The organism is Candidatus Wallbacteria bacterium, assembly GCA_028687545.1.
Taxonomy (GTDB): Bacteria; Muiribacteriota; JAQTZZ01; order JAQTZZ01; family JAQTZZ01; genus JAQTZZ01.
This window is the reverse complement of the sequence record JAQTZZ010000018.1, coordinates 38058-63675: the sequence shown is the minus strand read 5'-3', so window position 1 is coordinate 63675 and position 25618 is coordinate 38058. Positions and strand designations below refer to the sequence as shown.

Here is a 25618-nt window from a genome sequence, read left to right as displayed (position 1 = left end):
GGAGGAATGAAATGAAAATGCTGCTTCTGTTTACCCTCGTCTTACTGCTGAATCTGCCGCTCTCAGCCGACGAATTTGAAGACATGATCAACCAGTACAATCATAAAAAGAACACTCCTGAAGTAGCATCTGACGGGAAAAGCCAGGCTCCATTCTCCGGGAAAAAAAGTGATGATCGCGGATTCGGCATTTACATAGACGACAGCGGGGCATCCCACTGGATTTTCTCCTTTGACAGCGATTCACATAATCCATCTCCCTGGCCGCACCCCAGCAATCACTCTGATTATGACCTGAACGATGTCATGCATAAATACGGCATCCACAACGGAAAGATTGTACCATTGTATGCGGAAAAATCGCGGATCGGCATGGCGCTTGTCACTGGGGACCGTCACGGGCTGACCGAATGCCAGGCAGTACAGATGAGATACGAACCTGGAAACATCGTAATCAACGTTCCAGTTGACGAACACTTTAAAATGCTCGATGATGTTCAGATCTTTGCCTTGCAGAAATCGTCTGTTGACAGTTTCCCGTTTTACCGGAAGGACCGGGAGGGCGGGAATGCCGGGGACCACGAAAAGAAATAGATTGTCCGTCAGTCTTGATAAATAACTTTGAATTTAGTCAACTGGGCTGCGTCATTTTTGATGCTGACCCTGATGAAATCTGCCGGTATCTCAAGATTCCAGATGAATCCGGAATTGTCTCCCACTTCCATTGTGCAGAGCAGGGTATTGTCCCCGTAAATTCCAGCACAAGCTGAACCTCCTGCATCATTCCATTCAATCTGCAGGAACCGGAGCTTGCGGCCAGGCTCAAGCTCAAGGCTGAGGGACTGTCCTGGCAGCAGCCATTTGCCGTCTTCAACTCTGCCAGGTGCTTTCCTCTGATAAATATATGGTTGCTGGGCACTCTGAAAAAGTCCAACTGAATCCGGAGGCAGGCTGCCAATCTGGCTTTGAGCCTGTGTCTGATTCCAGATCCCGGTCTGTGCAGGATTCTGATTCTGGTTCCAGCTGCCTGTTTGATTCCATTTGCCTGTCTGGGCAGGACTCTGATTTTGATTCCATTTACCGGTTTGGCCAGGATTCTGATTTTGATTCCAGGTCCCGGTCTGTGCAGGATTCTGATTTTGATTCCAGCTGCCTGTCTGATTCCATTTACCTGATTGGGACGGGTTTGGCTTTTCGTTGTCCGAACCAAGCACAATCGAAGATTCAGAAAAGATAAAGCTCAGAAAAATCAAGGCAGCTGCAATTTTATTCAAAAGGCCTCCGTTATTCCGGCTCAGCATTTTTAATTTTGTCGCCGTATATCGTGCTCACATTTGTGATCAGAACCGGATTATCGCCAACTACAATTCTGACTTCTGACACAGATCTTTCTATTTCAAAAACAAGAGTGGATTTAACAGATACTTCCTTAGTGCAGAAAAGTTCATCATCTATATAAATCTCTGCCATAGTTTTCTCGTCTGCATTGCAGTCCACGGAAAGCAGTCTGAGAATTCGGCTTTGATCCGCAGAAAGAGTTAACGATTCTCCTGGTGAAATCAGCCTGGAACTGCCTTGTGGGGCAGAAAGCGACCCGGAACTCTGAGCTCTGCTTCCAGACTGCAGAGCTCCGCCGGAATCGGACTGTCCAGTCTGCGAAGGTTTCTGGGTCTGGTTGCTGCTGCCGTTTTGGCCGTCCTTGGCTTTCTGACCTTCCAGCTGCTTCTGGCTTTCCAGTCCTCCCTGGCTATAGGGACCCTGCTGAGATTCATTCCCATTTTGGTTGGTGATCCCGGTCTGCCCCTGATTTTGAGTCTGATTGTTCTGCTGTGTCTGATTTTCGCCCGCGTTCTGGCTGGGCTTGCTGGTCTGATTGGAGTTTGCTGTCTGAACAGCAAAAACAGCAGCAGTTATCAGCAGGACTGCCCAAAAAATAAAAAATTTCATGACTCCTCCTAGGCGGATCTTTATCGGTTGCTTATTTAATTATTGCATTATATTAATTTTATTCCAAAAAGACCTTTTGTCAAAAAAAATAAATTATGTTATATAAGTTAATAGAATTAAGAAAGGAGCAGGCCATGCTCAAAGAAATCAAGCAGGATCTGGAAAGCACTGATCCCTTGTGCAGGAAAGAGGCACTGGTCAAGCTGGTAAAAGCCCATGACATCAAGGAAAACATCAAACGTCTGAAGCTGATGGAATTGATGAAATCCGACCAGGATCCGGTGATCAGAGAAGAAGCCGCCAAGTTTTACAACATGATGTTCGGACATGATGGAAAAGCAGAGATTATTGTTTTAGATCCTGATGAAATGGCGAGCGAAACCCCTTCCCTGCCGGCTTTGGACGAAGCACAAGTCCCGCCTCCAGAACATACTGAAATTGCCGGAAAAGAATCCGAAGAGGAATGGGAATTGATTGAATCTCCTGATTCTCAGGATATCCTGGACCAGAGCGATCTTGAAGATGACGGGGGACTGACTGAGGTAGAAGAAATTGATGAGGAAATCAAGCCTGGAACTCTCAACCTTGATGAAGATGTTTCCAATGTAGAACATTCCTGCGAAGCAATCGAGGGAGATAGTGTGGAACAGGTTGTTGATGAAATGACTGGTGCAACCGCCGAAATAAGACATAGCGATGATCCGGAAACTGAAATTATTGAATCGCCGGGTTCGGAACAGGCTGCCGAGATCATTGAAACCGTGGATCAGCAGTCTGAGGCACTGATTGAAGCGATGAATGTGCAGCCGGTTGAATTCGGAAAAATCGATCAGGATACAGCCAGGATCGGAGAATTTTCAGAGGAGCGGCAGACCGAGATTTTCAAATCCGGTTCAGTGCTGGAAAAAACCGACATGCTCAGGGCCATTGAAGACGGCAAGATCACTGTTGAGCCGGGCTGGCTTTCCGGTCTTCTCAGTCTGGAAGAGGACATTTCCGTGCTGGAGCAGCTCCTTTCATGCATCGGCAGAAACGGGCGAACCGAAGACGCCGAGAAAATACTCAGCTTTCTCTCCCACAATGATCCCCGCATCAGGGCAAAGGCCATCGAAACGCTCGGGAAATTGAAGAACGAAAAGTCCTACAACTACATTGTGATCAGATACATGGACGAAGACCGGGGGGTCAAAGCTAGAGCTGAAGCATTTCTGCTGTCCCTGGGCCGTAAAAACCTGATGGAGATTCTCGGTAAAATGCTTTCCTCAAGCCGGAAGTTCAACATCATAGCCTCCACTTTCCTTCTCTCCCGCATGGACACCCCGGAGGCGAAATTCATGCTGCTGGGTGCCATGAAAAAACGTAAATCCGAAAAGAAGAACAAGAGTCAAAGTTGAATTTGAAGATACCCTGATGAAAAAAGAGCTTTACCTGATCAGGCATGGAATGTCCACTGCCAACCAACTGGGCATTATCCAGGGTCACGATGATTTTCCTCTTGCTGGAGAAGGCATCAGGCAATCCCGGCTTCTACAGCAGTATTTCATCCGTGAAGGAATCCGTTTTGACCTTGCCTTCGCTTCAGACCTGAAACGGGCGTCTGAAACCGCCTCTATCGCTCTCGCTGGTCTGGACATATGCTGCTGCAGCGAACTGCGTGAAATGGGGCTTGGTGTCTGGGAAGGCAGGAAAATCAGCGAGGTCAATGCCGACAGTGAACAATGGGAAAGGTGGCTGAACCGGCCCACCCAGATCGAAATCGAGGGATCCGAGAACATGGAATGCGCTCAACAGCGCGTTTTCAGCTTCATCGATGGGATCTGCAGGAACAGATCTTTCACACGTGCAGCATTTTTCACTCACGGCGGGGTGATCTGCCTGTTCCTTGCCGGAATCACAGGGAGCCACCTGGACCTGACCTGGAAATTCGGCCATCAGAACTCTGCTTTTTCAGTGGTGGAATTCGATTCCTCATATTCCCTGCTGGGTTTCAACCTGCAGCCCCATCTGGAATCCGCCTGAAATGGTTATTTTTCAGTGAAAATAAAGGCGGCCAGGATAGCCGCCTTTATAGATCTTTAAGAGTTTTTAATCCCGCTCGCTTTGATGAGCTTCTTAATTTCCTTTGACTTCCCCTGTACCAGCTGCAGGCGGAGTGCAGAGCTTCAGAAAATCGGGATCTTTCCAGAGCTTTTCGAAATCAGGATCAGTCGGAGCAAAGACTTTGAGGCTGGAGCTGGAGGTCTTGGCTTTGATGGCTTCGTCGTTCAGCTTGATCGCCTTTTCCAGGAATGAGAGGGCATTGGTTTTGTCTCCCATGATGGAATAGCAGCAGGCGCAGTTGTAGGTGATGTTCTCGTCGGCTGGGCTTGTTTCCATGCCTTTTTTATAGCAGTCGATAGCCTTCAGATATTCTTCGTTGCCTTCCGGAGTTTTCCCCTGGGCGAGCAGTACCTGGGCTCTGCCTCTATGAGCATCCGGCAACTGTTTCTCAGCTTTTATTTCAATGATCTTGTCAAACATTTTGATCGCATCTTCGTATTTTTTCTGCTGCAGATAGATGTCGCCTTTGTTGAAATAAGCCTTGGCTTCGACTTCAAGAGTCGGCTTCAGTTCCAGACACTTGTCATAAGCTTTGATGGCTTCGTCAAATTTTTTCTCGCTCTTGTAGCAGAAACCCTGATAGCGGAATACATCCGGGTTAGTCGGGTCGGCTTTCTCGATTTCAGCTAGTTTGGCAAGGGCTTCATCGTATTTTGCTGCGTCCATCAACTGGTTGGCTTCATCCATCAGAGAAGTGGCAGGGGCGGCAGGTGCAGCAGCCGGAGCAGTAACTGCAGGAGTAGTTGCAGCGGCGGGAACCGCAGCTTCAGGAGTGGAAGTGGTGCCGTCTGCAAAGGCGGCAGCGGTAATCAAAGCAAGCATCAGCATGAGAGCGATCTGTTTCATTCGGTACCTCCATTTTTTTATTCGAAAGAAAAAACTTTACAGCCGTTTTTTGAGCTAAGATCAGTTTCCTTTCACTTCGCCGGTTCCTGCGGGTGCAGGGCAGAGTTTCTTGAAAGCCGGATCATCCTTGATATTTGTAAAATCCGGATCAGCGGCGATGAGTCCAAGCAGATTGAAGTTTCGTCCCTTTTCTTTAAGCAGTTCTGCATCAGCGGCCAGACCTTTTGTCAGGCAGTCGATGGCTTTGGCAGCATCCTTGATCAGGGCATAGCAGCAGGCACAGTTGTAAAGCACCTGTGGATTCTTGGAGTCTATCGCGATTGACAGGGAATAGGCATCTGCAGCTTTCTGATAATCTTTCTGGTCATAGTAGAATTTACCGGCAGCATTGTTTCCTACCTGAGGATTCAATTTGATCAGATCAGGGAGTGCTGCGAGGACTTCGCTGGTTTTTCCCAGGGCTTCCAGTGCTCCAATTTTACCGATGTTTGCGCCTGCCAGAATATTCGGATCCTGAACTTTCATGTCAATGATCACTTTATCGAACATTTTCATGGCATCTTCCGGCTTCTGGAGGCTGAGATAGCATTCACCTTTGTTAAGGTAAGCCTTAACCTCAACGTCCGGAGCAGGTTTCAATTCCAGGCATTTATCGTAAGCTTTAATGGAATCTTCGTATTTCTTGAGATTTACATAGCAATAGCCCTGATAGCGGAAAATGTCTGAATTTTTGGGGTCGAGCTTTTCGGCTTCAGCAAGTTTGGCCAGGGCTACTTCATAGCTGGACTGGTCCATCAGCTTGTTGGCTTCATCGATTAGAGCTGCAGCAGGAGAGGTCGCAGCTGGGGCTGTGACTGCAGGTGCGGCGACTGCAGAAGTTTCGGGGGTTGCAGCGGGCGTTGCCGGAGCGGGTGCGTCATCGGCCATTGCAACGCAAACCAGCATGGTCAACATCAATAGCAGTGCGATCTGTTTCATTTACATGCCTCCTAATGAAAGTTTTAACTAGTGGCCAGACACTGGGTTATATTACAACTCAGGCTATAAAATGCAAACCCAAAAGATTTATGCTGGTGAAACAGCATGGTTAAGGGTCATTAAGAAAAATATACCGGTAACCGCAGTGAACAGGAAACTGATACCTGGCAATTCGGGATTGCATTATTTTTTCTGAACATACTCGATCTTGAGTCCTGAGAGGTAAATTTCAAATTCCGACAGGCATTGCTTGATTTTTTCCAGATCGCCCTTGACTGCAGATTCTTCCAGAAGCTGTCCGATCTCTGTAATAAAATAGAAGCCATAACCGCTTCCAGATCCCTTCAGGTTATGTCCGGACGTTCTGATGAAAGCTAAATCACCTGTTTTAACAGCTGCCTTGAGTTTGGGGATCAGTTCGATTTTGCGCTTGAGAAAATCCGGGATAAGTTCGCGCAGAGACTGGTCGATCCGGATAAGATTACTTCCTTCCGGTTCAGAATGGGAAAGGTATTTGGAGATGCATTTCAAAAACGGTTCCATTTTTATCGGTTTCAAAAGAAAATCGTCGAATCCATGAGATTTGATGCTTTCCTGAGAATTATTAAATGCGTCTGCGGTGAGAGCGATTACTGGAGTTTTAGAGGCTCCAATCAGATGTTCCCAATCTCTAAATGCATGAATTGCAGTATAACCGTCCATGACCGGCATCTGGATGTCCATGATCACCAGATCGAATTTCCAGATTTTCAGTTTTTCCAGCGCTTGCTGTCCATTTTCTGTAATTTCCAGCTCAATCGGAAAACCTTTGAAATAGACCCTGATCAGAAGCTGATTGTCTGCCGAATCTTCAGCCAGCAGTATCTTACCTCTTGCATGTAACTGAAGGTCATCCTGCGGGAAGCTGTGAACTGGCTCAGGTTTGCTGCCGGTAAAATATTCTTTGAGGAGCATGTACAGTTTCTTTCTGGAAACCGGTTTGATCACATTGATGCAGTCCGATTTCAGCGAGCATTCAGAACAGCGGAAATAATTACCGCTTGAATTCATCATGATCAGAGTGCCGGAAAGTTTGAGTGTTTCGCGGAAATTTATCACAAACTGACGGCATTCATGTTCAGACGGTGGTTGTGAAACAAAAACTATGTCAATAGCATTCCCTTTAGCTTTTTCTGACACCAGAAAATCGATTCCAGCAAAGATGGAATTGGATTCATACACAAGAAATTGGATTTTTTCCAGATGCTCTTTTAAAAATTTACGGCTGTTCTGATCCTTTTCCACGAGCAGAACTTTAAGCTTTTCAGAAAATTCTTCCAGTATGTTGGGGCTTAACAAACCGCTCGGACTTTTTTCCAGTTCAATCGTGAAATAGAAAGTGCTGCCTTTACCGATCTCGCTTACAACCCAGACTTTCCCGTTCATTTTCTGGACCAGGTTTCTGGTAATAGAAAGTCCGAGGCCTGTTCCACCGAAAATCCGTGTGACTGATGAGTCGGCCTGCCCGAACCTTTCGAAGATGCTTTCTTTCTTGTCCTCAGGAATTCCGATCCCTGTATCTCTGATGGAAAAATTTATCCTCACTTTTTTCTCAGTGTCTTTCTCGCGGATGACTTCCAAAACAATGCCACCGACTGCAGTGAATTTTACCGCATTCCCGAAAAGGTTGATCAATATCTGCTGAAGCCTTGCAGGATCTCCGATCAGGGAGACCGGAACATCTTCATGGATGAAATAGCTGATCTCCAGTCCTTTCTTATGAGCCTGGAAGGCAATTATTTCTACAGTACGGTCGATCAGTTCTTCCAGATTGAAATTGGCTTTTTCGAGCTGCACATTTCCGGATTCCAGGCGGGTCAGATCAAGTATATCATTGATCAGATTCAGCATGGCTTCCCCTGATCTTTTCAGGATGGAAAGGTATTCCATCTGTTCACGGGTCAGATCAGTTTTGACGAGGAGATCTGTCATTCCGAGCAGAGAGTTCATGGGAGTGCGAATTTCATGGCTCATCGTAGCCAGGAATTGACTTTTGACAATGGCAGCTGTTTCAGCTTTTTCCTTAGCTTTAATCAGTTCTTCTGTTCGTTCGGCCACACTTTTTTCAAGATTGTTCCTGATGTCTTCCAGTTCAGTGAATTTCTGCTGCAGCTCTCCTGCCATTATCCTGAAATTCCGGATCAGGCTTGCCAGCTCCAGTGTCCTGGATTCCGGCCATTCCAACGAGTCACTCCTGAAAATCCGGTCAGGAAGATTATGGGTGAATTTTCCAAGTTTGGCGAGTGGTGCAGAGATAGCCCTGCCCAGTGTACTCGAAAAGATAAACGAGATAAAAATCAGTACTGTCATGAAAAACAAATTGGTCAGGTAAGTAGTGTAAAAGAAGTTGATGAAAGGTGTGATCGGCATTTCCACTGAAAGCTTCCAGCCTGTGGCCGGGTCGATTTCCCGTTCGAGATAATACATGGATTTTTCCCAGCGCATGAGCTGTATCGGTGAAGCCTCGAAAGGAAGCCAGTGCTTTACTTTATACAGTGATCCGTGAATCTCGCCGCTTTCCTGCAGATTGAAGCGAGCACCCGGCTGAACGTCTTTCCGGCTGCTGATTATGACGAGTCCGGAACGATCCGTAACCGTGGCTTTCAAAGGCCATTCAAAATGTATCTGATTGATGAGGTGGCTGAGATGCTGCGCTTTTACAGTGCTTACTACTTCCAAACTCTCGCCGTTACTCAATGTGATCGGGAGTTTGAAAACAAGAAACGGTTCCAGCTTTGCGTCCAGCTTTGGATAAATTTCGCAAATTCCAGTGGAGGATGAACTGCGGAACAGTTCCGAATCCAAGATAAGCCTGCGGATTAAGATTTTTTCTGATTCCTGAACACTGGAGAAAAAATCCTGCAGGTCTGAGGGCGGTTTTCTAATGGCGACGAAATCGATCCCCTCAGCCAATTCGTCAATCAGGCTGAGGTTATTGCAGATTTCCGAACTGCCGCAACATGAACAGGAATCAAGAGTATGGCTGCTGATCGATTCGATGATCTTAAAATGGTTCCTGATCCAGAAGTTGATGGAATCAGAATATTCAATGAAGTTGTCTTCGAGATAGATATTCATTGCCTCTTCGGTTTCGATCAGTTTCTGCCGACTGTATGCCACCATCATTACAAACGCCGGGATCACAGTCAGGGCTATCAACAGGTCGAATAAAGCGTCATGGAGATGAATGGTTCTTTTTTCCTTTCTGGATATTACACTGAAATAATTGTAAAAAGTAAGACCCAAACTGGCGACAAGTGAATTAAGCAGTCCGTTGATCATCATTTTCAGCAAAATGATGGTTGTGACATGGCTGCCCATGCCAAGTATGAAATGGTAGAAATAGACCGCACTGGGCCACCCGAGCACGATCCAGAAAGTCAAGTCCATCAGCAGCAGGTTTGGGGAGTGGAACGTGTTTTCTTCACCATCAAAAAAAGAAGAGCAAAAAATCTGATTGAAAAATCTGATTAATTTGCAGGAATAGGCTTTCAGAAAGCAGATAAAGGCCAGTTCTCCCATGAAAATGATAAGTGCAAAGGGATGTCCCAGGAGAGGTATGGTATATAGATTGATTAGAAACCCGCTGAAAATTCCGGGCAGGATACCGAAAATAAAAACTATCAGAAGCGAGGCGATGCTTCCAAAGAAGAAATTGACACCCATGAAAAGCTGGAGATTGAAAAAAGTCCCGGCTAATCCGAGGGTCAGGAGCAGGAAAAAAAGAAGATACCGTTGTTTTGCCATCAGATTACCAGGCCGGGAATTTCCACAGCCAGAATGCTGATGTCGTCTTCAGCGACATTTCCACCCCACATTAAAGCGAGATCGATCAAACAGCTGATCTGCCTATCGGTACTGCCGGTGCAGTTTGAAAGCTCTGAGATCAGTTTGTCAGAGTTGAGATAGGCATTTTGAGAGTTTTTGACGTCTGTAAGACCGTCCGAGAAAAAAAGCAGCCTGTCACCAGGCAGAAGAGTCATTGATTCGTTAATGTAGCTGGTATCCGGGAAAAGACCGATCGCAGTGCCGGTTGCCTGGAGCAGGTTGACGCTTTCGCCTGATATTTTCAGGATGCCTGAATGCCCGGCTGAAACGTATTGAAAACTGCGATCCGGCAAGTTGAGCACACCATAACTGAGCGTGAAATACTGCTGCGTTTCCATATTGAGCTGGAAACGTTTGTTCAGCGCTTCAGCTACAGAGCCGGGATTTTTAAGGTCTATGTCAGCACGTCCTGGTGTGAGTACATTGCTGATCATGACCGACAGAAGCGACGCAGCGACTCCATGGCCGCTGACATCTGCCAGATAGAAAGCTATTTCATGATCTGAGATCGGAAAAATGTTGAAGATGTCGCCTGCCAGATCCTCTGAAGGACGGAAGTACTGAGAAAAACTGATGCCTGGAATCCTTAACTCCGGGTTCGGCAGCAGAGATTTTTGCACTCTGGCGGCTGCCACTACATCATTCTTGATCTGCTTATAAAGGGAGTTGAGCTCGTTATTTCTGGACAGCAGGGATTGTTCCAGGTTGATAATCCGGGCACCGTTGCTTACCCTGAGCCGCAGTTCCGAAAAATTCAGCACCGGCTTGCTGACGAATTCATTTGCTCCGGCATCAAGGCCTTCCACAAGAGCTTCCTTGTCGGTTTTGGCTGTAAGCAGGATGATGTATGTGTATGAGTCCCGCTTCTGCTGCCTGACCCAGCGGATGAAATCTATTCCATTGGTTTCCGGCATCATCCAGTCAGTGATCAGGATCGAAAAATCCTCTGTCAGGAAAAGCCGCTGGCCTTCCTCTGCGCTGGCAGCGGTGATAATCGGAAAACCCAGATTGCTGAGCCCTTGCTTGAGCAGCATCAGCATGTCCTGGTCATCGTCTATCAGTAAAATTTTAATCATAGTATCTCTTGAAAACACTATCATAAAACCCGAACATTTTCCATGATGGAAGGCGGAGTCTTCCTACTCCGCCTTCCTAGGCATAATTTACAACTCCTGTGGTGAAGTTCCTTGGATTTTCTGGCTCATAATGAATCTGTAGCTCTCCCCGAGCAGACAAATGCACTTGGCTATGTCTCTCTCAAAGATGTTCAGATTCTGTTCTGCCCATTGTTCGTTTTTGTCTTTGTAGCTTTTGCGCAGTTTCAGGCTGAAACTGTCTTTGTCGTTGTTCGTTTTTTTCCAGATTGAAATGTCCATCAGACCGTCTTTGTAGCTTGCCATCGGCTTGTTTCCCATGTTCCCTCCTTTGTTGTTCGCGAAACATTTCCCGATCCAGTTCACCTCCCTGCGTCTGGAGTCAATGCTTCACCTCGCTTTCATAATCGATTGTGATACCGCTAATCTGAATCACATCTTCCCTGACTTCAATCCAGGCTGACTCAATTGAACGATTAAGAATCCAGACTGCTTTGCCACTGTCTGCTTCCTTTCGCTGAAATGGCTTGCCGTTCACGTATAAAATGCCAGCCGCATCTCCGCCTGCATCATGCCAGTCCACCTTGATCACTGACACTTTTCTTCCAGGCTGGACAGCCACAGCGAGCCTTGCTCCCGGATAATACCAGTTCTTTAAGGTCAGACTTTTTGCTGTCAGGGGTATTGGAACGCTTTCAGTTTTGTAATAGCTCACCTTGAAATTCAGGATCAGCACCAGGCCCATGAAATTAATCTTTCCGCTCCTTCCCTGCCGCTCAACTTTCCAGCTGTCTGTGGCGGACTGCACAAGCTTAGTTCCGCATGATTCATCATCCACCATCAGCTCAGCGCAGGCATTTCTGGTGACTGCCTGCCAGATGACTTCAACATTCTTCACTTTTTTCGACTGGTCCAGTTCGAAACAGTAGGATTTGAACGGCGAATAAAAATTGAGTTGCGCCAGATGTTGAGCGGCATTCTGATAAAACGAAAGAATCCAGAGAATTAAAAACAATCCTCCCATCCTACCTCCCTGCCATTCGCAAAGGTATGCTTTTCCCGGCATATTCATTGGTGCTGTCGCAGATTCCGCCTGGTTTGTATAGTTCGTCCATCAGATAGGCCTGCCAGTCGCTGCACTGGGAGAAGATCGATTGCCAGGCAGCGACTTTGGCACCGAGATAGGCGAACTTGTAGATACGCTGCACAGATTCAGTGGTGAGATCCAGAATTGTGTCTTCCTCAAAGAAGCCTTCATCGTTCAGGATCATTTCGATTGCAAAACGTTCGCGGTCTTCTGCTTGCGAGATCAGATCCGGAAAAGCCGCGACATAGATCGGGATCAGAAATACCCAGGCTGGCAACATCTGAAAACCTCCGTAATTTAATTCAAAACCAGACCTTGCGGTCGAAGATCCGGTATTGCACTGCTTCAGCGACATGTTCGAGCTGTATCCGGTCGGAATCAGCCAGATCGGCAATGGTGCGGCTGATCTTCAGAATTTTGTCATAGGCTCTGGCAGACAGCCCCATGGTTTCCACGCAGCTTGACAGGAGCTTTCCGGATTCGGCATCAATGCGGCAGTATTTTTCGATCTCACGGCGCTGCATGCCGGAGTTGTATCTGATTTTCCGGCCCTGAAAACGGGAACGCTGAATGCCCCATGCTCTCCAGACTTTTTCCTTGATCTGAATCGATGAGTCACCCTGGGGTGCACTGACCAGTTCTTCCGGAGATAGGCGGTTGACCTCCAGTTGCAGGTCGATCCGGTCCAGGAGCGGGCCTGAGAGTTTGCCCATGTAATGCTTGATCTGCAATGGGCTGCAACTGCAGTGCCTGAATGAGTCGAAATAATAACCGCAGGGACATGGATTGCAGGCTGCGACAAGCAGAAAATTGGCCGGATAAGTAGCGCTGCAGGCTGCCCTGGAGATCGTGACTTCGCGTTCGCCGAGCGGCTGTCGCAGTAGTTCAAGTGTGGAGCGTTTGAATTCCGGCAGTTCGTCCAGAAACAGGATGCCGTTATGTGCCAGGCTGACTTCGCCAGGCTTTGGGTTGGAGCTGCCGCCGATCAGACCCGCGTCTGAGATACTGGAATGAGGAGAACGGAAAACGCGCTCAGAGATCAGGTATTTATTTTCAGACAGCAGTCCGCAGACTGAATACAGCTGTGTGGTCTCAAGCACTTCATCGAAATTCATCTCAGGCATGATTGTAGGGAGCCTCTTGGCAAGCATGGTCTTGCCGGATCCGGGAGAACCGACCAGTATTATATTGTGATATCCGGCTGCTGAAATTTCCATGGCTCTTTTGGCAGTTTCCTGGCCCTTGACATCGGAAAAATCCGTTTCTCCGAAAGTTTCCTTTTGTGGCAGTATGGCAATGTCGTTTTCAAACGGCAGGAGTTTTTCTTCACCGTTTAAAAATGCCACTAGTTGTTTTAGATTTTTTACCGGATAGACGAGCAAGCCTTTGATCAGGCAGGCTTCATAACGGTTAGCATACGGCACGACTACCCTGGTGACATTGTTTTTCAGCAGCTGGATCAGCATCGGAAGCAGTCCGCGGACAGGCCTGACTTCACCATTGAGAGAAAGTTCCCCGAAGAAGAAGTAGGACCGGATTTCCTCTGACTGGACCTGGGCAGTTGAAGCCAGAATGCCAAGCGCCATGGGCAAATCAATGCCGCTGCCGTCTTTGCGGATAAAGGCAGGGGCCAGATTGATTGTGATCTTTTTCACCGGGAATGCAAAGTCCGAATTTTTCACTGCTGCCATCACCCGGTCGCGGGCTTCCCTGACCATCATGTCCGGCAGACCCACAATCACGAAATTAGGCAGACCGTTCTGGATGTCCACTTCCACTTCAATATGGTGAATGTTCAATCCATCCAGTACTGCCGAACAAAGTTTGATGTACATTTTCCCCTCTGCTTTTAATATTCGAATCTAAAGCATGGGGAATGCCATCTGCGAAAAGCACAGTATTCAAAGGTCCTTTAAGGTTTCAAGAGTAGAATCAAGTATCTTTTTGAGACTGTGGGGTATCAATTTGAGAGAAAATGAGAACCGGATTCATTACTTCCTGAACAAATCAAAGACAGAAGAATATCCGCCTTTTTCAGCCGCTGCCCTGACTTTACTGAATCCGCTGCTGTAAACACCTTCCTGATGCTCCATGAGAATACAGCCCTTTTCGTCGCCGATCTGGCGGAGCACCTGCCAGCGCACCCATTCACAGATCCCTTCCTCGATCTCGATATCTGAAAACCCAGGATTGACAGTATGGATAAAATCGTGGGTGTATTCATGGGCCAGCACTCCAGCGAGCAGTTTTCTCGGCAGGCTGGACTGGACGAAAATGTCGGTTTTGCCGCCTGCTTCGGAAAAGATGCCTAACGGAACTGCGTCCTTCTTAATGTAATTGAGCACTGAGGCCATTGTTTTCAGGTCTGAAAGGCTTGCAAATTCAAGCCTGTTGAGCTCAGCGATATTCATGGAATAGGTTTTGGATAAGAATCCTGACACCAGGGCGTAAACTCGCCTGACTTCCTGAATGTCGGTTACTTGGGTTTTGGAGCAGTCCGGACAGATGGCTCTTCCATCTGAAAGTAAAGTCCCGGATTTTCCTGCAGGGAGTCCGCAGACACTGCAGCGTGAGCTTTGTTCGCATTCCCGGCAGTAGGAATAATCGAAGATCTCGTATTTATATGATTCCTTGATCAGTGGAAGTCCGCAGCTGTGACAATATTTTACCGTTTCCAGACACCTGTCACATAAAAGATAGAGCCCGGTCTGGCTGAGATTTCGGGAAGGCCGGCCGCAGGCCTGGCATTTTTTAAAGTTTTTCACGCATTCCGGACAGTAATAAGAATGCTTTTCTGTTGCCGGATCCGTGAAATCCATATATTGACCAGGCAGCAGAGCTCCACAGAGAGTACAGGATGGCCGCTCCTGCAGTTTCTGATAGCATGAATCGCAATAGTTGTGACCGTCGAAGCCGACAGCTTTTTTGAGCGGGATTTTGCACAGTTCGCAACGCAGGCAATTCTGATAACAGTTCTGGCAGACTTTCAGGTTTTCCCTATCCCCGTCTTTCTCAAAAGTGTAATACTCCCCTTGGATGACAGTCCCGCAGATGAAGCATTCAGGAGATTCGGCCCACAGGCTGGAGCATTGTAAAATCGCCAGCAGAAAAAAACAACAAAACTTACAGAAGCGCAGGTTACTCATTTTCTTTTTTTACCGGGTACAGAAGGTCTGCTGAAAACCTCAGATCCTGTTTGGCTTTGCCGGAATCTCCCTGCAAGGAATCCACCCTGCTGCGCAGCACATAGGCAGGTCCGAAGTCCGGATCCATGCCGATGGCGCAGTTGAGATCCTTGAGCGCTTCTTTGAATTTTCCCTTGCGCAGAAACAATTCTCCCCTTAGATAATGGCAGAGTACTTCTCCTGTTGCGCCAGGACGCAGCGATAAAGCAGAAGTGCAGTCCGAAATTCCTGAATCCAGATTGCCGAAGCTGGCATAATAGCGGCTTCTTGCATAATACGACTCTGCAAGCTTGGGGTTGAATTCAATAGCTTTATTGAGATCAGTCAGAGCCTGGGTGGAATCATTGAGTTTCAGGCAGGTCAATCCCCTTGACGCATAACCCTGGGAGAACATGGGGTAAATTTCAATGGCACGGCTGAAATCACGCAGGGCTTCGCGGAATTTACCTTTTCTAAGAAATTCAAGCCCCCGTTCATGGAATTCAATGGCATTTTCGGCGGTAATGGCAGTGTCCAAAGCGTATTTTCCGGTCCTGTATGCGCTGGATTCATAGTTATCAAGAAAAAAAGCCACTCCTGAACTGAGACAGGCTGTCAGAATTTCCACAGTAGATGGTTTGACGATGATTTCCGGAGTATCCAGGTGTGTTGAGAACAGCGAATCTCTCAAGGCTGGGCTGAGCTCAAAAGCACCAGAAAAATCGGATCTCGCGTTCCTGTATTTCCCGGTACGCTGCAGTATCAGACCGCGGAGCAGATAGGCCTTTGAAGTGCGGATTTCAGCCAGAGCCTTTGAAAAGTAAGACAACCCCAGATCGTTGTTTCCCTGCAGCAGAGCATCTTTACCTTTCAGGTAATAATCAGGTGCCGCTTCCAGATTCGCATTTTTCAGCGCTGCTGCTTTGGGTTCAACCGTGTTTTCGATTGTCAGGGCTGGGCGCGTGGCAGCAGCATCAGGCTGAACTGGCTGGGGTTTTTCCGGTTTGACCGGCAGAATCACCGTAGGTTCTGGTGGAGATTCCGTGTTGAATAAAGCGTAGCAGGCACAGATCAGAATTACCACGCAGCCAATAATCGCGTAAATCATGCGGTTAGATTGATTAACTGCGGGTCGCGGAGCCGCAATTTGAACAGGCGGCTCAGCTGGCAACTCAAGAGCGGCAGGAGAGAAACCGTCATCAAACACTGCTTCTGATGCACCCCCGTCCGGCTGAGCGCCCGGTTTATCGAGCGATGATAATATTTTCCGGGCTTGATTGAGGAGGTCTTTTGACTTCCCGTCCGGTATGTGGGAAAGCGCGAAAATTGCCGATTCAAGCTGGGGCCTGTCGCCTGACAGCACCATCTCTTCCATGATATGCAGAGTAAGGTTCAGTCCGGATTTTGAAAAAAAACCTGCTGCATTTGCCTTGACACGAGGATCAGCATCCTGAAGAAGCGGGACGATCAGTTTGTAGATTTTTTCAGATTTGAGCTGCCGGGCGGCTTCAATTGTATTTGCCTTGACTCTAGGGTCCTTGTGATTGAAAAAAGGGCTGAGTTGATCGCCATCGTCGGCTGTTCCAAAGCGTCCTACGCAGCTGATCAGTGTAGCGAGCACAAACGGGTCCCGTTCTTTTCCGATTGTTTCAAAAAGCAGATAGCGTGGCAGTTCCACCTGATTCGCCAGCACTTCTTTGAGGAAGGAGATTTTCTCCTGGGGATTGCCGGATCTGAGTGTTTTTGCGATATCGGTTTTAGGTGAATCAGGTTGAACTGTGGTCTGAGGCGGAGCTTTTTTCTCCATGTGACGGCTGAGCAGCTCCAGATATTTGCGGGCCATTGCCCTGACATAAGGATCAGAGTCGTTGAGGACTACAGACTTCAATTTCTCGAATTTCTGCTCGTCGGATATCTTAGTGTCAGCCACAAAACGGCGCAGATTATCCGATCCGAATGTGTTTTCGCTTTCCGCTCCGGGATTGGGCATGTCTGTTCTCAATTTTTAAATTCCGAAATCGCTTTCTCGGTCAGCTCAATGCCCCTCTTATCGCCGATTTCTTTTCTGATCCGGAGTGAGCGCTGAAAGTGGGTGAGCGCTGAGTCGGGGTCGTTCTTTGCTTTGTAAGCCAGTCCCATGTAATACAGAGTATAAGCTGCCGCCCAGATGTCGCCCAGTTCTTCTTTGATATTCAAAGATTCACGGTAACATTCCAGGGCCCGGTCCGGGTCTCCCTTGAAATGGAAGACTTCACCAATGTTGTTCAGGACATATGCCACTGAAAGCTCGTCCCCGATCTCGTTGTAGATTTCACTTGCGTGTTCAAGATAAGGCAGTGCTTCGTCGTATTTGCCTGTATTGATGCAGTTCATTCCCATGTTGTTGTATGCGTTGGCGATGCCGATCCGATTTCCGATCTTTTCATGCAGGTCCAGCGATTTGAGGTAATATTCCCGGGCTTTCTGATAGTCGCTGCGCTCTGATTGGATCAATCCCAGATTGTTGAGTGACTTGGCCAGACCGATTATGTCTCCTGTTTCCTCATTGACGCGCAGGGCCTGCAGATAGTAATCAAGAGCCTTGTCATAATCGCAGCGGTTGTGATAACAGAGTCCGATGTTGTGAAGGCATTTGGCTTCGCCCTTGCGGTCTCCTATTTCCTGGTTGATTTCAAGTGCCTGGCAGTTGAATTTCATGGCTTCGTCATACAGTCCTTTCTGCCAGCAGAGTCCACCCCGGTTTTCGAGGATCCTGGCTTTGAACCAGCCGTAGCTTTTAAGATCGCTAAGCTTTTTCAGAGAGAATTCCTCCAGAGAATCGAGGAGAGTCGACCAGGTTTCCACATCCGACAGCAAGTGGCAGGCATTAAGTTTTTTCAGAATCAGTCTGCTGTAATTCTCAGCGTCAAAGTTGAATTTACTTAGAAAATAATTGATGATTTCAACCATTTCGGCGTTTTCACCGGCAATGTCCATGGCTTCAGCATATGTCTCCAGAAATTTTATCAGCTGGTCTTCTGGAAGCAGGCCGGGTGTTTTTTTCAGGCAGGACTCCACAATTCTAAAATACTTGAGAGCTTCCCCGTTCTGATAATGGCTGTATGCCATTCTCCCGGAAAGAGCGGCATAAAGTGTAATCTTCCCGGAATTCTGGGCTTTATCATAATGATAATAAAGTTGCTGATAAAGCTCAGCGTGACGCAGGGTTTCGGTTTCACCTGGATCCAGCTGGAGTTCCAGCCAGGAGGCGGCTTTCCCATGCAGTTCGATCTTCTGGATGCCTGTCAGTTTATTGTAGATGACATCGTGAATGATTTCGTGAGTGAATTTATATTGATTCTGCTGATCAAATTTGGTGGCCTGATCCTGCATGATGATGCTTTTATCCACGCAGAGATTCAGAAGGTCTTTCACATGAAGTGTTTTTTCCAGACTGGCGATTCCTTCCAGCGAGAATCGTCTCCCGAAAACTGAAGCCTTTTTAAGAAATCTGATCACATCTTTGCCAAGATGTTCGAGCCTTGCCTGGATCAGCATTTCCAGTGAAGCAGGAATTTCCAGGGTATCAATCTCATCAGCATTTATTAAGAGCTTGTTTCCCACTTCACGGATAATGCCTTTTTCATTGAGGGAAATGATCAATTCCTCGATGTAAAATGGATTTCCCAGCGAAATTTCCTCAATCACCTGGAAAATCCGTTCTGGAATTGAATCGGCTTTGCTGAGGATGTTTTCCACCATCCTGCGGATCAGGGGTTTTTCCAGTTCATGCAGAGCCCGTTCAGAGAATCGTTCTTCAGGCAGTTCCTGTTTCCTGTCATGCCATTCGGGGCGCGCATTGCAGAGGAAGAACAATTTACCATGTACCCATTTCAGCAGATGGCTGATCAGATTCAGGGAACCCTCATCTACAAAATGAAAGTCTTCCACCAAAAAGAGGATCGGGTTTTTAGAGCTGATCGTAGTGAAAAGATCCTCAAAGCCCTTAAAAGCCATTCTTGCTAAGAATTCCGGATTTTCTCTCAGCAATTTGATGGCATCTGTTTCCTGGTATTCGAATCCGAGCAGGCAGGAAAATACTTTGGCATATTCCGCCAGTTTTTCCTGTTCAAAGTCAGGCATGATTTTCTGCAGGTAATTCAGGAGATCTGCTTCATTCTTCTTTTTAACCCGTGAAAGGAGATAGACTTTAAAGACATGATAGTTATTGGCGACTGTCGGATTCAGAAAACATCTGGAAACAAAGATTGTCAGCTCTGATTTGTGACAATACTGCTCAAATTCAAGCAGTAATCTGCTCTTTCCGATACCTGCAGTGCCGCTGATGATCGTCAGATGAGGGTTACCGCTGTCGACTGTCTCATGAAATTTCTTGATGCAGTATTCCAGTTCTTTACGCCTGCCTACAAAGTCCGGATAATTTCCCAGCACTCTCCGCATCCTGACTTTCTCCTTGCCGATCAAGTGAAAGGAAGGCATTTTCAGATTTTCGCTGACTGTGATCTGATTGTAAGGTTTCAGTATGAATCTGCCCTTGAGCTGACGCCCTAGTTCGAGGCTGATCAGGGTTTTACCCGGACCGGCATTCTGCCCGAACCTCACTGCAATTTCCTTTGCGAGACCGATGATGTCGAACGTATTTCCGATGAATCCTTTTCCGACTTTGCCGGAATGGATGCCGACAGAGAGCGACAGGCCCGGGCTGATCAGGGAGCGCAGTTTTTCCTTGATTTCAATGATCATCTCGTGCATTTTCAGTGCGGCATAACTGGCATGCTGAGGATCCATATCCGTGCTTTTTTCCAGGCCAAAAGCGGCTCTCAGGGAATTCCGCTCGAATCGGATTACAGTACCCTCTTCGTCCTCAATGATTTTACGCAAAGCCTGGAAAATCTTACCCAGGGATTTGTATTTAGTTGCATCTTCCGGCTGGGCAGAGGAATCATTTATTTCAGCGTACAGGACTGTCAGCTGTTTGAGCTCTTCAAAGAGTTCGGACTGCACTGGAGCGATTTTCTGGCCGCAACTGGGACAAAAATAGACATCCGGGTTTTCAGATCCGCAATAAGGGCAGATTTTCCTGGGTTCGTTGAGAGCAGCTTTGCCCTTGAGCATGAACATGTCCACCGAGGAATTTCTGACTGTGAGGGGTTCCATCATTTCCAGCACGAATCTACCTTTCAGGGATGACACCAGGCCATTTGAAGTGAGAATTTCTCCAGGGATCGAGCAGCTCTCTATCAGCTGTAGAACGCGCTGTTTATGACGGATGATCTCAGAGATGTCTGGAGTGAGCGTCTTGAGATCAAGGCCGGTGGAAACAATGATTCGGCAGGAGAGACGGTGAGATTTGAAGTCTGAATCGTGGCGGTTGTAATCATTCACTGAATCCTGAATCTTCATGGCTGAATAACAGGCAAAGATGGGGTCAAAATCCAGCTGCTTGTCACGCCCGAAAACGGCAAAAACCAGTTTGCCGTCAAAGATCAGGATATCACCCTGGTCACCTTTGATGATGGTGGTAAGCTTCTCCAGAATGGAGTCGGCATGGCGTTCGAGGACTTCAGGTTTACTGGGGCATTCCAGGCAGGCGAACAACAGAGACAGATCATCCAGCTGTTCTGAGATGTGTTTTTTATCCAGGATCAGACTGTACCCACATCCAGAACAGAACTGTAGATTCTTTTTATTTTCGGTTTCACAGACCGAGCACTTTTTCATATTCATCCCCTGCCGGCGTTCCGCATTACAGGAATCACAAAATCCCCCCAGAATGGGACGCCTTGATTTGAAGCTCACGCTTCTTTATAAATTATATCAGAATATTCTGTGATTTTGCATTTATAAAAAAATCCGGGGAACAGTCAAGTTCCCCGGATTTGGTTTTCAAACAGCTGGATATCAGTAATTAACGCAAGTGCTTTCTGTCCCGATATGGGAGCAGCCGTATTCAATGTACATGTAACCTTTATCGCCCCAGCTCGCGCCCCATGAATTCTTCATGATCCAGCAGCCTTTCTTGCCCTTAGTATCATCCCATCCCACAAGGATCACTGCATGATTCATTTCACCGGTGTTGTTGTGGTTGTAAACACCGCCGGAGTAAAACTGGAAGCTGAAATCCGCAGTCACGCCGGTTACGATCGGGCCATAGGTATAAATAGCCTGCTTGACCGCAGCCTCATTGCTGTCAACCGCGGACCAATCTTTGATTTTATAAGTTCGTGCCACATCGCGGCACTGTTTCTGAGCCTGCTGATAAGGGATTGTCTTTTCGTCTGCGCAGCCTTTTTCCTTGAAGTACTGGAGTGCATCAATGTAACCGCCGTCGCAGGAATAGCCCTGCGTATTGCAGTCCAGCAGGTCCTGCTCTGAAAGATCGATGATCGCACTGTCCTTGATGGCAATCGCTGACTCGAATATACCGACGCAGCCGAATGCCCAGCAGCTTCCGCAGGATCCTTGATTTTTGACCGGCGTGGTGCCGTTCTGGGCTCTCCAGTCGAAAGTGGCGGGAAGTTTCAGGTCGTTTTTAACCGTCAGTTTTCTCATGTGCATGAGACCATCTGCATAGTCTGGCCGTTTGAAGCCGCAGAGAGTTGCCAGAGGTATTCCCTTGGGTGCAGCATCCATCGAAACAGTGTACAAGGAACCTTCCTGCTCGGCTAGTATCGCCAGGTTTTGCACGAGACCTACCAGGTCATCAGCTGCAGCAGGCTGGATGCTCAGAAAAAGAGAGAACAGAAATACAGAGAGTAAGATACAGACTTTCATTCTCAATGCTCCTTTCCTTATATACTTACTTTATAATATTACTCCGGGTTGATGATCATGTAAAGCATCAAAAAACATCAAAATGCATCAACCGTGGATAACTCAAAAAAGGAGACCAGAGGTCTCCTTTTGCTTTTATACACAGTCCCGCTTCGCAGTGCAGAGGATCTTCGATTACGGTCCGCTAGTAGACCGTAATCAATGTTTTCCAACATACAAACTTACAAACCTACTAACTTACCAACTTCTTGCATAGAACCTGCCGTCACATGAAACATAGTTTACAATGTACTAGTATGTCAGGCAGACAACGTCATTGCCGACTTTGGAACAACCATATTCGATATACATATAGCCTTTGTCACCCCAGCTCGAACCCCACGAGTTCCTCAAGATCCAGCAGCCTTTCTTGCCCATCGTATCGTCCCATCCCACCAGAATAATTGCATGGTTGATTTTGGTGTAATTGTGGTTATAAACTCCGCTGGAGTAATACTGAAAGCTGGAGTCAGCCGCTACATCCGATGAGACAGGACCGTATTTGAAGATGGCCAGCTTGATCTCATCAGTTGTAGGATTTACAGTCGCCCAGTCCTTGATTTTATATGAGCGTTCCACATTTTTACATTTGCCGACTGCTGCCTGATAAGGCACGGTTTTCTCGTCTGCGCAACCTTTATCTTTGAAATACTTCAGAGCATCCAGCCAGCCGCCCTTGCAGCTATATCCCATGCCGTTGCAATCAAGCAGATCCTGCTCTGAGAGGTCCACGACCACAGCATCCTTGATCGCTATCCCTGACTCAAAAATTCCTACAGAGGAAAAGGCCCAGCAGCTGCCGCACGATCCCTGATTCTTGATCGGGGTGCAGGCATTCTGGGTTCTCCAGTCAAATTTATCGGGAAGCGCTTCTTTTTCGAGGGTCAGTTTTCTCATATGTTCAATGGCATCAGCGTAATCAGGCCTCTGTAATCCGCACAGAGTTTCCAGAGGAATCCCTTTGGGAGCTGCATCTGCAGAAACTTTGTACATGGAACCTTCCTGCTCGGCCACCAAAGCCAGATCCTGCAAAAGGTTGACCAGGTCATCAGCTGCAGCCGGGGTGTTTTGAAGCAGAGTAAAAAGAAAGATGAGAAGCAAGCTAAAAACTTTCATGCACAATTCTCCTTTTCATTTTTCTGTATCCACATTATCTCATAAAACTGTTCCTGTAAAGTTACAATTGTGCAACAAATTGTTTTGCACCAGATTCCCATCACACAATTCAAGCTATGATTAATAAATGGATATGAAAAAGGAGGCCTGTCGGCCTCCTATAGTTTCAGTTCAAAGCATCAGAATCAATATGTCACGCAGACATTATCTGATCCGACTTTGGAGCAGCCGTATTCGATGTACATATAGCCCTTTTCGCCCCAGCTTGTACCCCATGAGTTTCTCAGGATCCAGCAGCCTTTCTTACCCATACTGTCATCCCAGCCTACCAGGATGATGGCGTGATTGACACTGGAATAGCTGTGATTGTATACACCGCTGGTATAATACTGGAAGCTGGAATCAGCGGCTACGACCGAGGAAACCGGGCCGTATTTGTAGATTGCCTGCTTGATGGCGTCAGTCGTGGCATCGACAGTCGCCCAGTCCTTGATCTTGTATGTGCGGGAAACATTCTTGCAGGTGCCGTCTGCAGCCTGGTAAGGCACGAGTTTCTCCAAGGAGCAACCTTTGTCCTTGAAGTAACCTACGGCATCAAGCCATCCGCCGTTGCAGCTGTAACCGTAACTGTTGCAGTCCAGCAAGTCCTGTTCAGCCAGGTCGACCACATCAGAATCTTTGATCAGGATCGCAGATTCAAAGATTCCGACAGAGGCGAATGACCAGCAACTGCCGCAGGAACCTTGATTTTTGATAGGAGTGCAGCCGTTCTGCGCTCTCCAGTCATATTGGGCTGGAAGAGTCGCTTTCCCGACAGGCGCTTTTCTCATATGCACAACTGCATCCCAATAGTCGGGTCTTTTCAAACCGCAGAGTTTATCCAGCGGAATGCCGTTGGGTGCCGCATTCGTTGAAACCTGGTACAGGGAACCTTCCTGCTGGGCAGTAATAGCCAAATTCTGCAGCAGGCCGACCAGATCCTCGGCTGAAGCGGTAGGTACGTTCAAAAACAGTGAAAACAGAATCACAGAGAGAAGGATACAGACTTTCATTCTCGATGCTCCTTTCCTTGAATACTTGTATACTTGTACTACCTAGATACTACCCCACTCACCACAGCATGTAAAGTTACAATTTGTTACAAATTGTATCAGATTATTTCCCGTTGACAGGTTTTTTCTCAGGTGCTTTATGTCCGACATTGAGTGTTTCGATCACTTTGTCTGTCAGATCAGTGCCGCCGATGTAGATCACGTTCTTCTCGACGATTACGCTGAATCCTTCCTTGTCTGCCACGGTTTTCATGACAGTTTGGATTTCAGCCTTGAGTTTGTTGAATTCGTCGCTCTGCAGATTCTGCATTTCCTCGTCATATTTCTTTCCCATTTCCTGAAGTTCCATCATCTTGTTGTTTAGGCTGACTTCCTGGGACTGCTTCTGCTCTGTGGTGAGAGTGCTCTCTTTGGCCTTGTATTCTTTTTCCATGTCATCCAGAGCTTTCTTACTCGCTTCGAATTTCTTCTGTCTCTCCTGAGCCTTTCCCTGGAGTGCCTGAGAGAGCTCTTCGGTTTTATAATAGGACTGCACAATCTTCTGGAAATCGACATAGGCTATCGCAAATGGAGCAGGTGCTGCGGCTGGAGCGGAAAAAGCGGTAATCGAGAACATGAGAGCGATAAGTACCAGCAGAACTTTCATTTTGGACTCCTTGTGCAAGTATGAATTTGAGATAAAAGGGATGGTATAGTATTTAAATTGGTTTTGCAAATCGTATCTGATACAGCTTGAAAAATAAGGGTCGGCCGCAAGGGCCGGTTTCAAATCGACCCTTGCACTGCCCGACCCTTACAAGTGGACTAAAGCCTTCCGCTCACGAACTGCCGCCAGAGCCTGCGTCCACGGGTTTCCACATCGTCATCGATGCCGTAACGCAAGAAATGATGCTGCAGATTCCCCATGTCACGGAGCAGTATCGTCTCAGCCTCGCGGTTGAAGCGGGGATCTATGGCCTGCGGAAAGTCGATCAGTTTGATGTTGCCTTCCCAGTACAGGACATTGTAGGCAGAGAGATCGGCGTGGATGCAGTTCTGAGACAGCATCAGCTCTATATTGTCCATCAGCCGCCAGTAAAGGCGTTCCGCCTCTTCCCTCTCCAGCGCCACATCCTTGAGCTGAGGAGCGGCCGAATCAGCGCAGCCGATGTGTTCCATCAGCAATGCTCTGCCTGTGCATCTGACCGGCCTGGGAATGTCCGCCCCTGCTTCGTAGAGGCCCTGCATGGTCTCGTATTCCTGGCCGACCCAGGTCGCAAGCTGGGCCTCGCGGCCGAACTCCGACTTGTTTTTAATGGCTCTGCCTTCCCGCTTGTCCAGTGTCACCCGTCCTTTCAGATAGACATTAGCCCTTTTAAAGCCTCTGTCGCGTACCGGCTTGTAGACCTTGGCGCTCACCAGTCCGTCCCCGTACAGCGGTGCCGCCTGGCAGCAGTAAACTGTGGCTTCTTTTCCGCTTTTTATCCTGTAACATACATTTTCGATCAGCCCTTCAGCATAGAGCTGTTCCAGCACGCTGGAATCTTCATAATAATCTGACATGATGCGTTCCTCC

21 protein-coding genes are annotated in these 25618 nt (G+C 47.5%); 3 read left to right on the top strand and 18 right to left on the bottom strand.

Annotated features, from left to right (window positions below; genetic code table 11):
* The first annotated feature begins 11 nt into the window (after positions 1-11).
* A complete protein-coding gene (locus PHW04_09465; GenBank protein MDD2716110.1) occupies positions 12-593 on the top strand; it encodes a hypothetical protein in 582 nt (193 codons plus the stop codon).
* A gap of 8 nt (positions 594-601) precedes the next feature.
* Here PHW04_09465 and PHW04_09460 read toward each other — a convergent pair whose 3' ends face one another.
* Positions 602-1273 (bottom strand): hypothetical protein, encoded by a 672-nt coding sequence (locus tag PHW04_09460; GenBank protein MDD2716109.1) that lies wholly within the window; start codon positions 1271-1273, stop codon positions 602-604.
* 10 nt (positions 1274-1283) lie between these two features.
* Positions 1284-1946 (bottom strand): hypothetical protein, encoded by a 663-nt coding sequence (locus PHW04_09455; GenBank protein MDD2716108.1) that lies wholly within the window; start codon positions 1944-1946, stop codon positions 1284-1286.
* Positions 1947-2080: 134 nt separating this feature from the next.
* On the opposite strand from PHW04_09455, the gene PHW04_09450 reads away from it, so the two are divergent.
* Together PHW04_09450 and PHW04_09445 are read left to right on the top strand one after the other, a co-directional pair.
* Positions 2081-3340 (top strand): HEAT repeat domain-containing protein, encoded by a 1260-nt coding sequence (locus PHW04_09450; GenBank protein MDD2716107.1) that lies wholly within the window; start codon positions 2081-2083, stop codon positions 3338-3340.
* 16 nt (positions 3341-3356) lie between these two features.
* The gene (locus PHW04_09445; GenBank protein MDD2716106.1) at positions 3357-3965 is read left to right on the top strand and encodes a histidine phosphatase family protein; all 609 of its coding nucleotides are present in this window, start codon (positions 3357-3359) and stop codon (positions 3963-3965) included.
* Between the two features lie 93 nt (positions 3966-4058).
* On the opposite strand, the gene PHW04_09440 is transcribed toward PHW04_09445, so the two are convergent.
* The 16 genes from PHW04_09440 to PHW04_09365 all read right to left on the bottom strand — a co-directional run bounded on the left by PHW04_09440 (position 4059) and on the right by PHW04_09365 (position 25605).
* Positions 4059-4892, bottom strand: a complete 834-nt coding sequence (locus PHW04_09440) for a tetratricopeptide repeat protein (protein ID MDD2716105.1) — start codon at positions 4890-4892, stop codon at positions 4059-4061.
* Between the two features lie 60 nt (positions 4893-4952).
* Positions 4953-5870, bottom strand: coding sequence for a tetratricopeptide repeat protein (locus PHW04_09435; GenBank protein MDD2716104.1), 918 nt, complete (start codon positions 5868-5870; stop codon positions 4953-4955).
* Positions 5871-6053: 183 nt separating this feature from the next.
* Positions 6054-9656 (bottom strand): ATP-binding protein, encoded by a 3603-nt coding sequence (locus PHW04_09430; GenBank protein ID MDD2716103.1) that lies wholly within the window; start codon positions 9654-9656, stop codon positions 6054-6056.
* A complete protein-coding gene (locus PHW04_09425; protein MDD2716102.1) occupies positions 9656-10813 on the bottom strand; it encodes a SpoIIE family protein phosphatase in 1158 nt (385 codons plus the stop codon). Before PHW04_09425 ends, PHW04_09430 begins: the two co-directional genes overlap by 1 nt.
* 87 nt (positions 10814-10900) lie before the next feature.
* Entirely contained in the window at positions 10901-11152 is a 252-nt protein-coding gene (locus PHW04_09420) for a hypothetical protein (protein ID MDD2716101.1), read from the bottom strand.
* Positions 11153-11213: 61 nt separating this feature from the next.
* Entirely contained in the window at positions 11214-11855 is a 642-nt protein-coding gene (locus PHW04_09415) for a hypothetical protein (protein ID MDD2716100.1), read from the bottom strand.
* Between the two features lies 1 nt (position 11856).
* Entirely contained in the window at positions 11857-12198 is a 342-nt protein-coding gene (locus PHW04_09410; protein ID MDD2716099.1) for a hypothetical protein, read from the bottom strand.
* 22 nt (positions 12199-12220) lie between these two features.
* Positions 12221-13753, bottom strand: a complete 1533-nt coding sequence (locus PHW04_09405; protein ID MDD2716098.1) for a YifB family Mg chelatase-like AAA ATPase — start codon at positions 13751-13753, stop codon at positions 12221-12223.
* A 156-nt stretch (positions 13754-13909) separates the two neighbouring features.
* Entirely contained in the window at positions 13910-15064 is a 1155-nt protein-coding gene (locus PHW04_09400) for a protein DA1 (GenBank protein ID MDD2716097.1), read from the bottom strand.
* On the bottom strand, positions 15057-17072 hold the full coding sequence (locus PHW04_09395; protein MDD2716096.1) for a tetratricopeptide repeat protein: 2016 nt from the start codon (positions 17070-17072) through the stop codon (positions 15057-15059). The genes PHW04_09400 and PHW04_09395 overlap by 8 nt, the downstream gene beginning before the upstream one ends.
* A gap of 8 nt (positions 17073-17080) precedes the next feature.
* Positions 17081-20803: a tetratricopeptide repeat protein gene (locus PHW04_09390; protein ID MDD2716095.1), complete on the bottom strand. Its 3723-nt coding sequence runs from the start codon at positions 20801-20803 to the stop codon at positions 17081-17083.
* Between the two features lie 180 nt (positions 20804-20983).
* Positions 20984-21856 carry a C1 family peptidase gene (locus tag PHW04_09385; GenBank protein MDD2716094.1) on the bottom strand — a complete coding sequence of 291 codons (873 nt, stop codon included), beginning with the start codon at positions 21854-21856 and terminating at the stop codon, positions 20984-20986.
* 291 nt (positions 21857-22147) lie between these two features.
* Positions 22148-23011 carry a C1 family peptidase gene (locus tag PHW04_09380; protein MDD2716093.1) on the bottom strand — a complete coding sequence of 288 codons (864 nt, stop codon included), beginning with the start codon at positions 23009-23011 and terminating at the stop codon, positions 22148-22150.
* A 185-nt stretch (positions 23012-23196) separates the two neighbouring features.
* Complete coding sequence (locus PHW04_09375) at positions 23197-24063, bottom strand: C1 family peptidase (GenBank protein MDD2716092.1); 867 nt, start codon at positions 24061-24063, stop codon at positions 23197-23199.
* 103 nt (positions 24064-24166) lie between these two features.
* On the bottom strand, positions 24167-24709 hold the full coding sequence (locus tag PHW04_09370) for an OmpH family outer membrane protein (GenBank protein ID MDD2716091.1): 543 nt from the start codon (positions 24707-24709) through the stop codon (positions 24167-24169).
* 158 nt (positions 24710-24867) lie between these two features.
* Positions 24868-25605, bottom strand: a complete 738-nt coding sequence (locus PHW04_09365; protein ID MDD2716090.1) for a hypothetical protein — start codon at positions 25603-25605, stop codon at positions 24868-24870.
* Positions 25606-25618 lie beyond the last annotated feature (13 nt).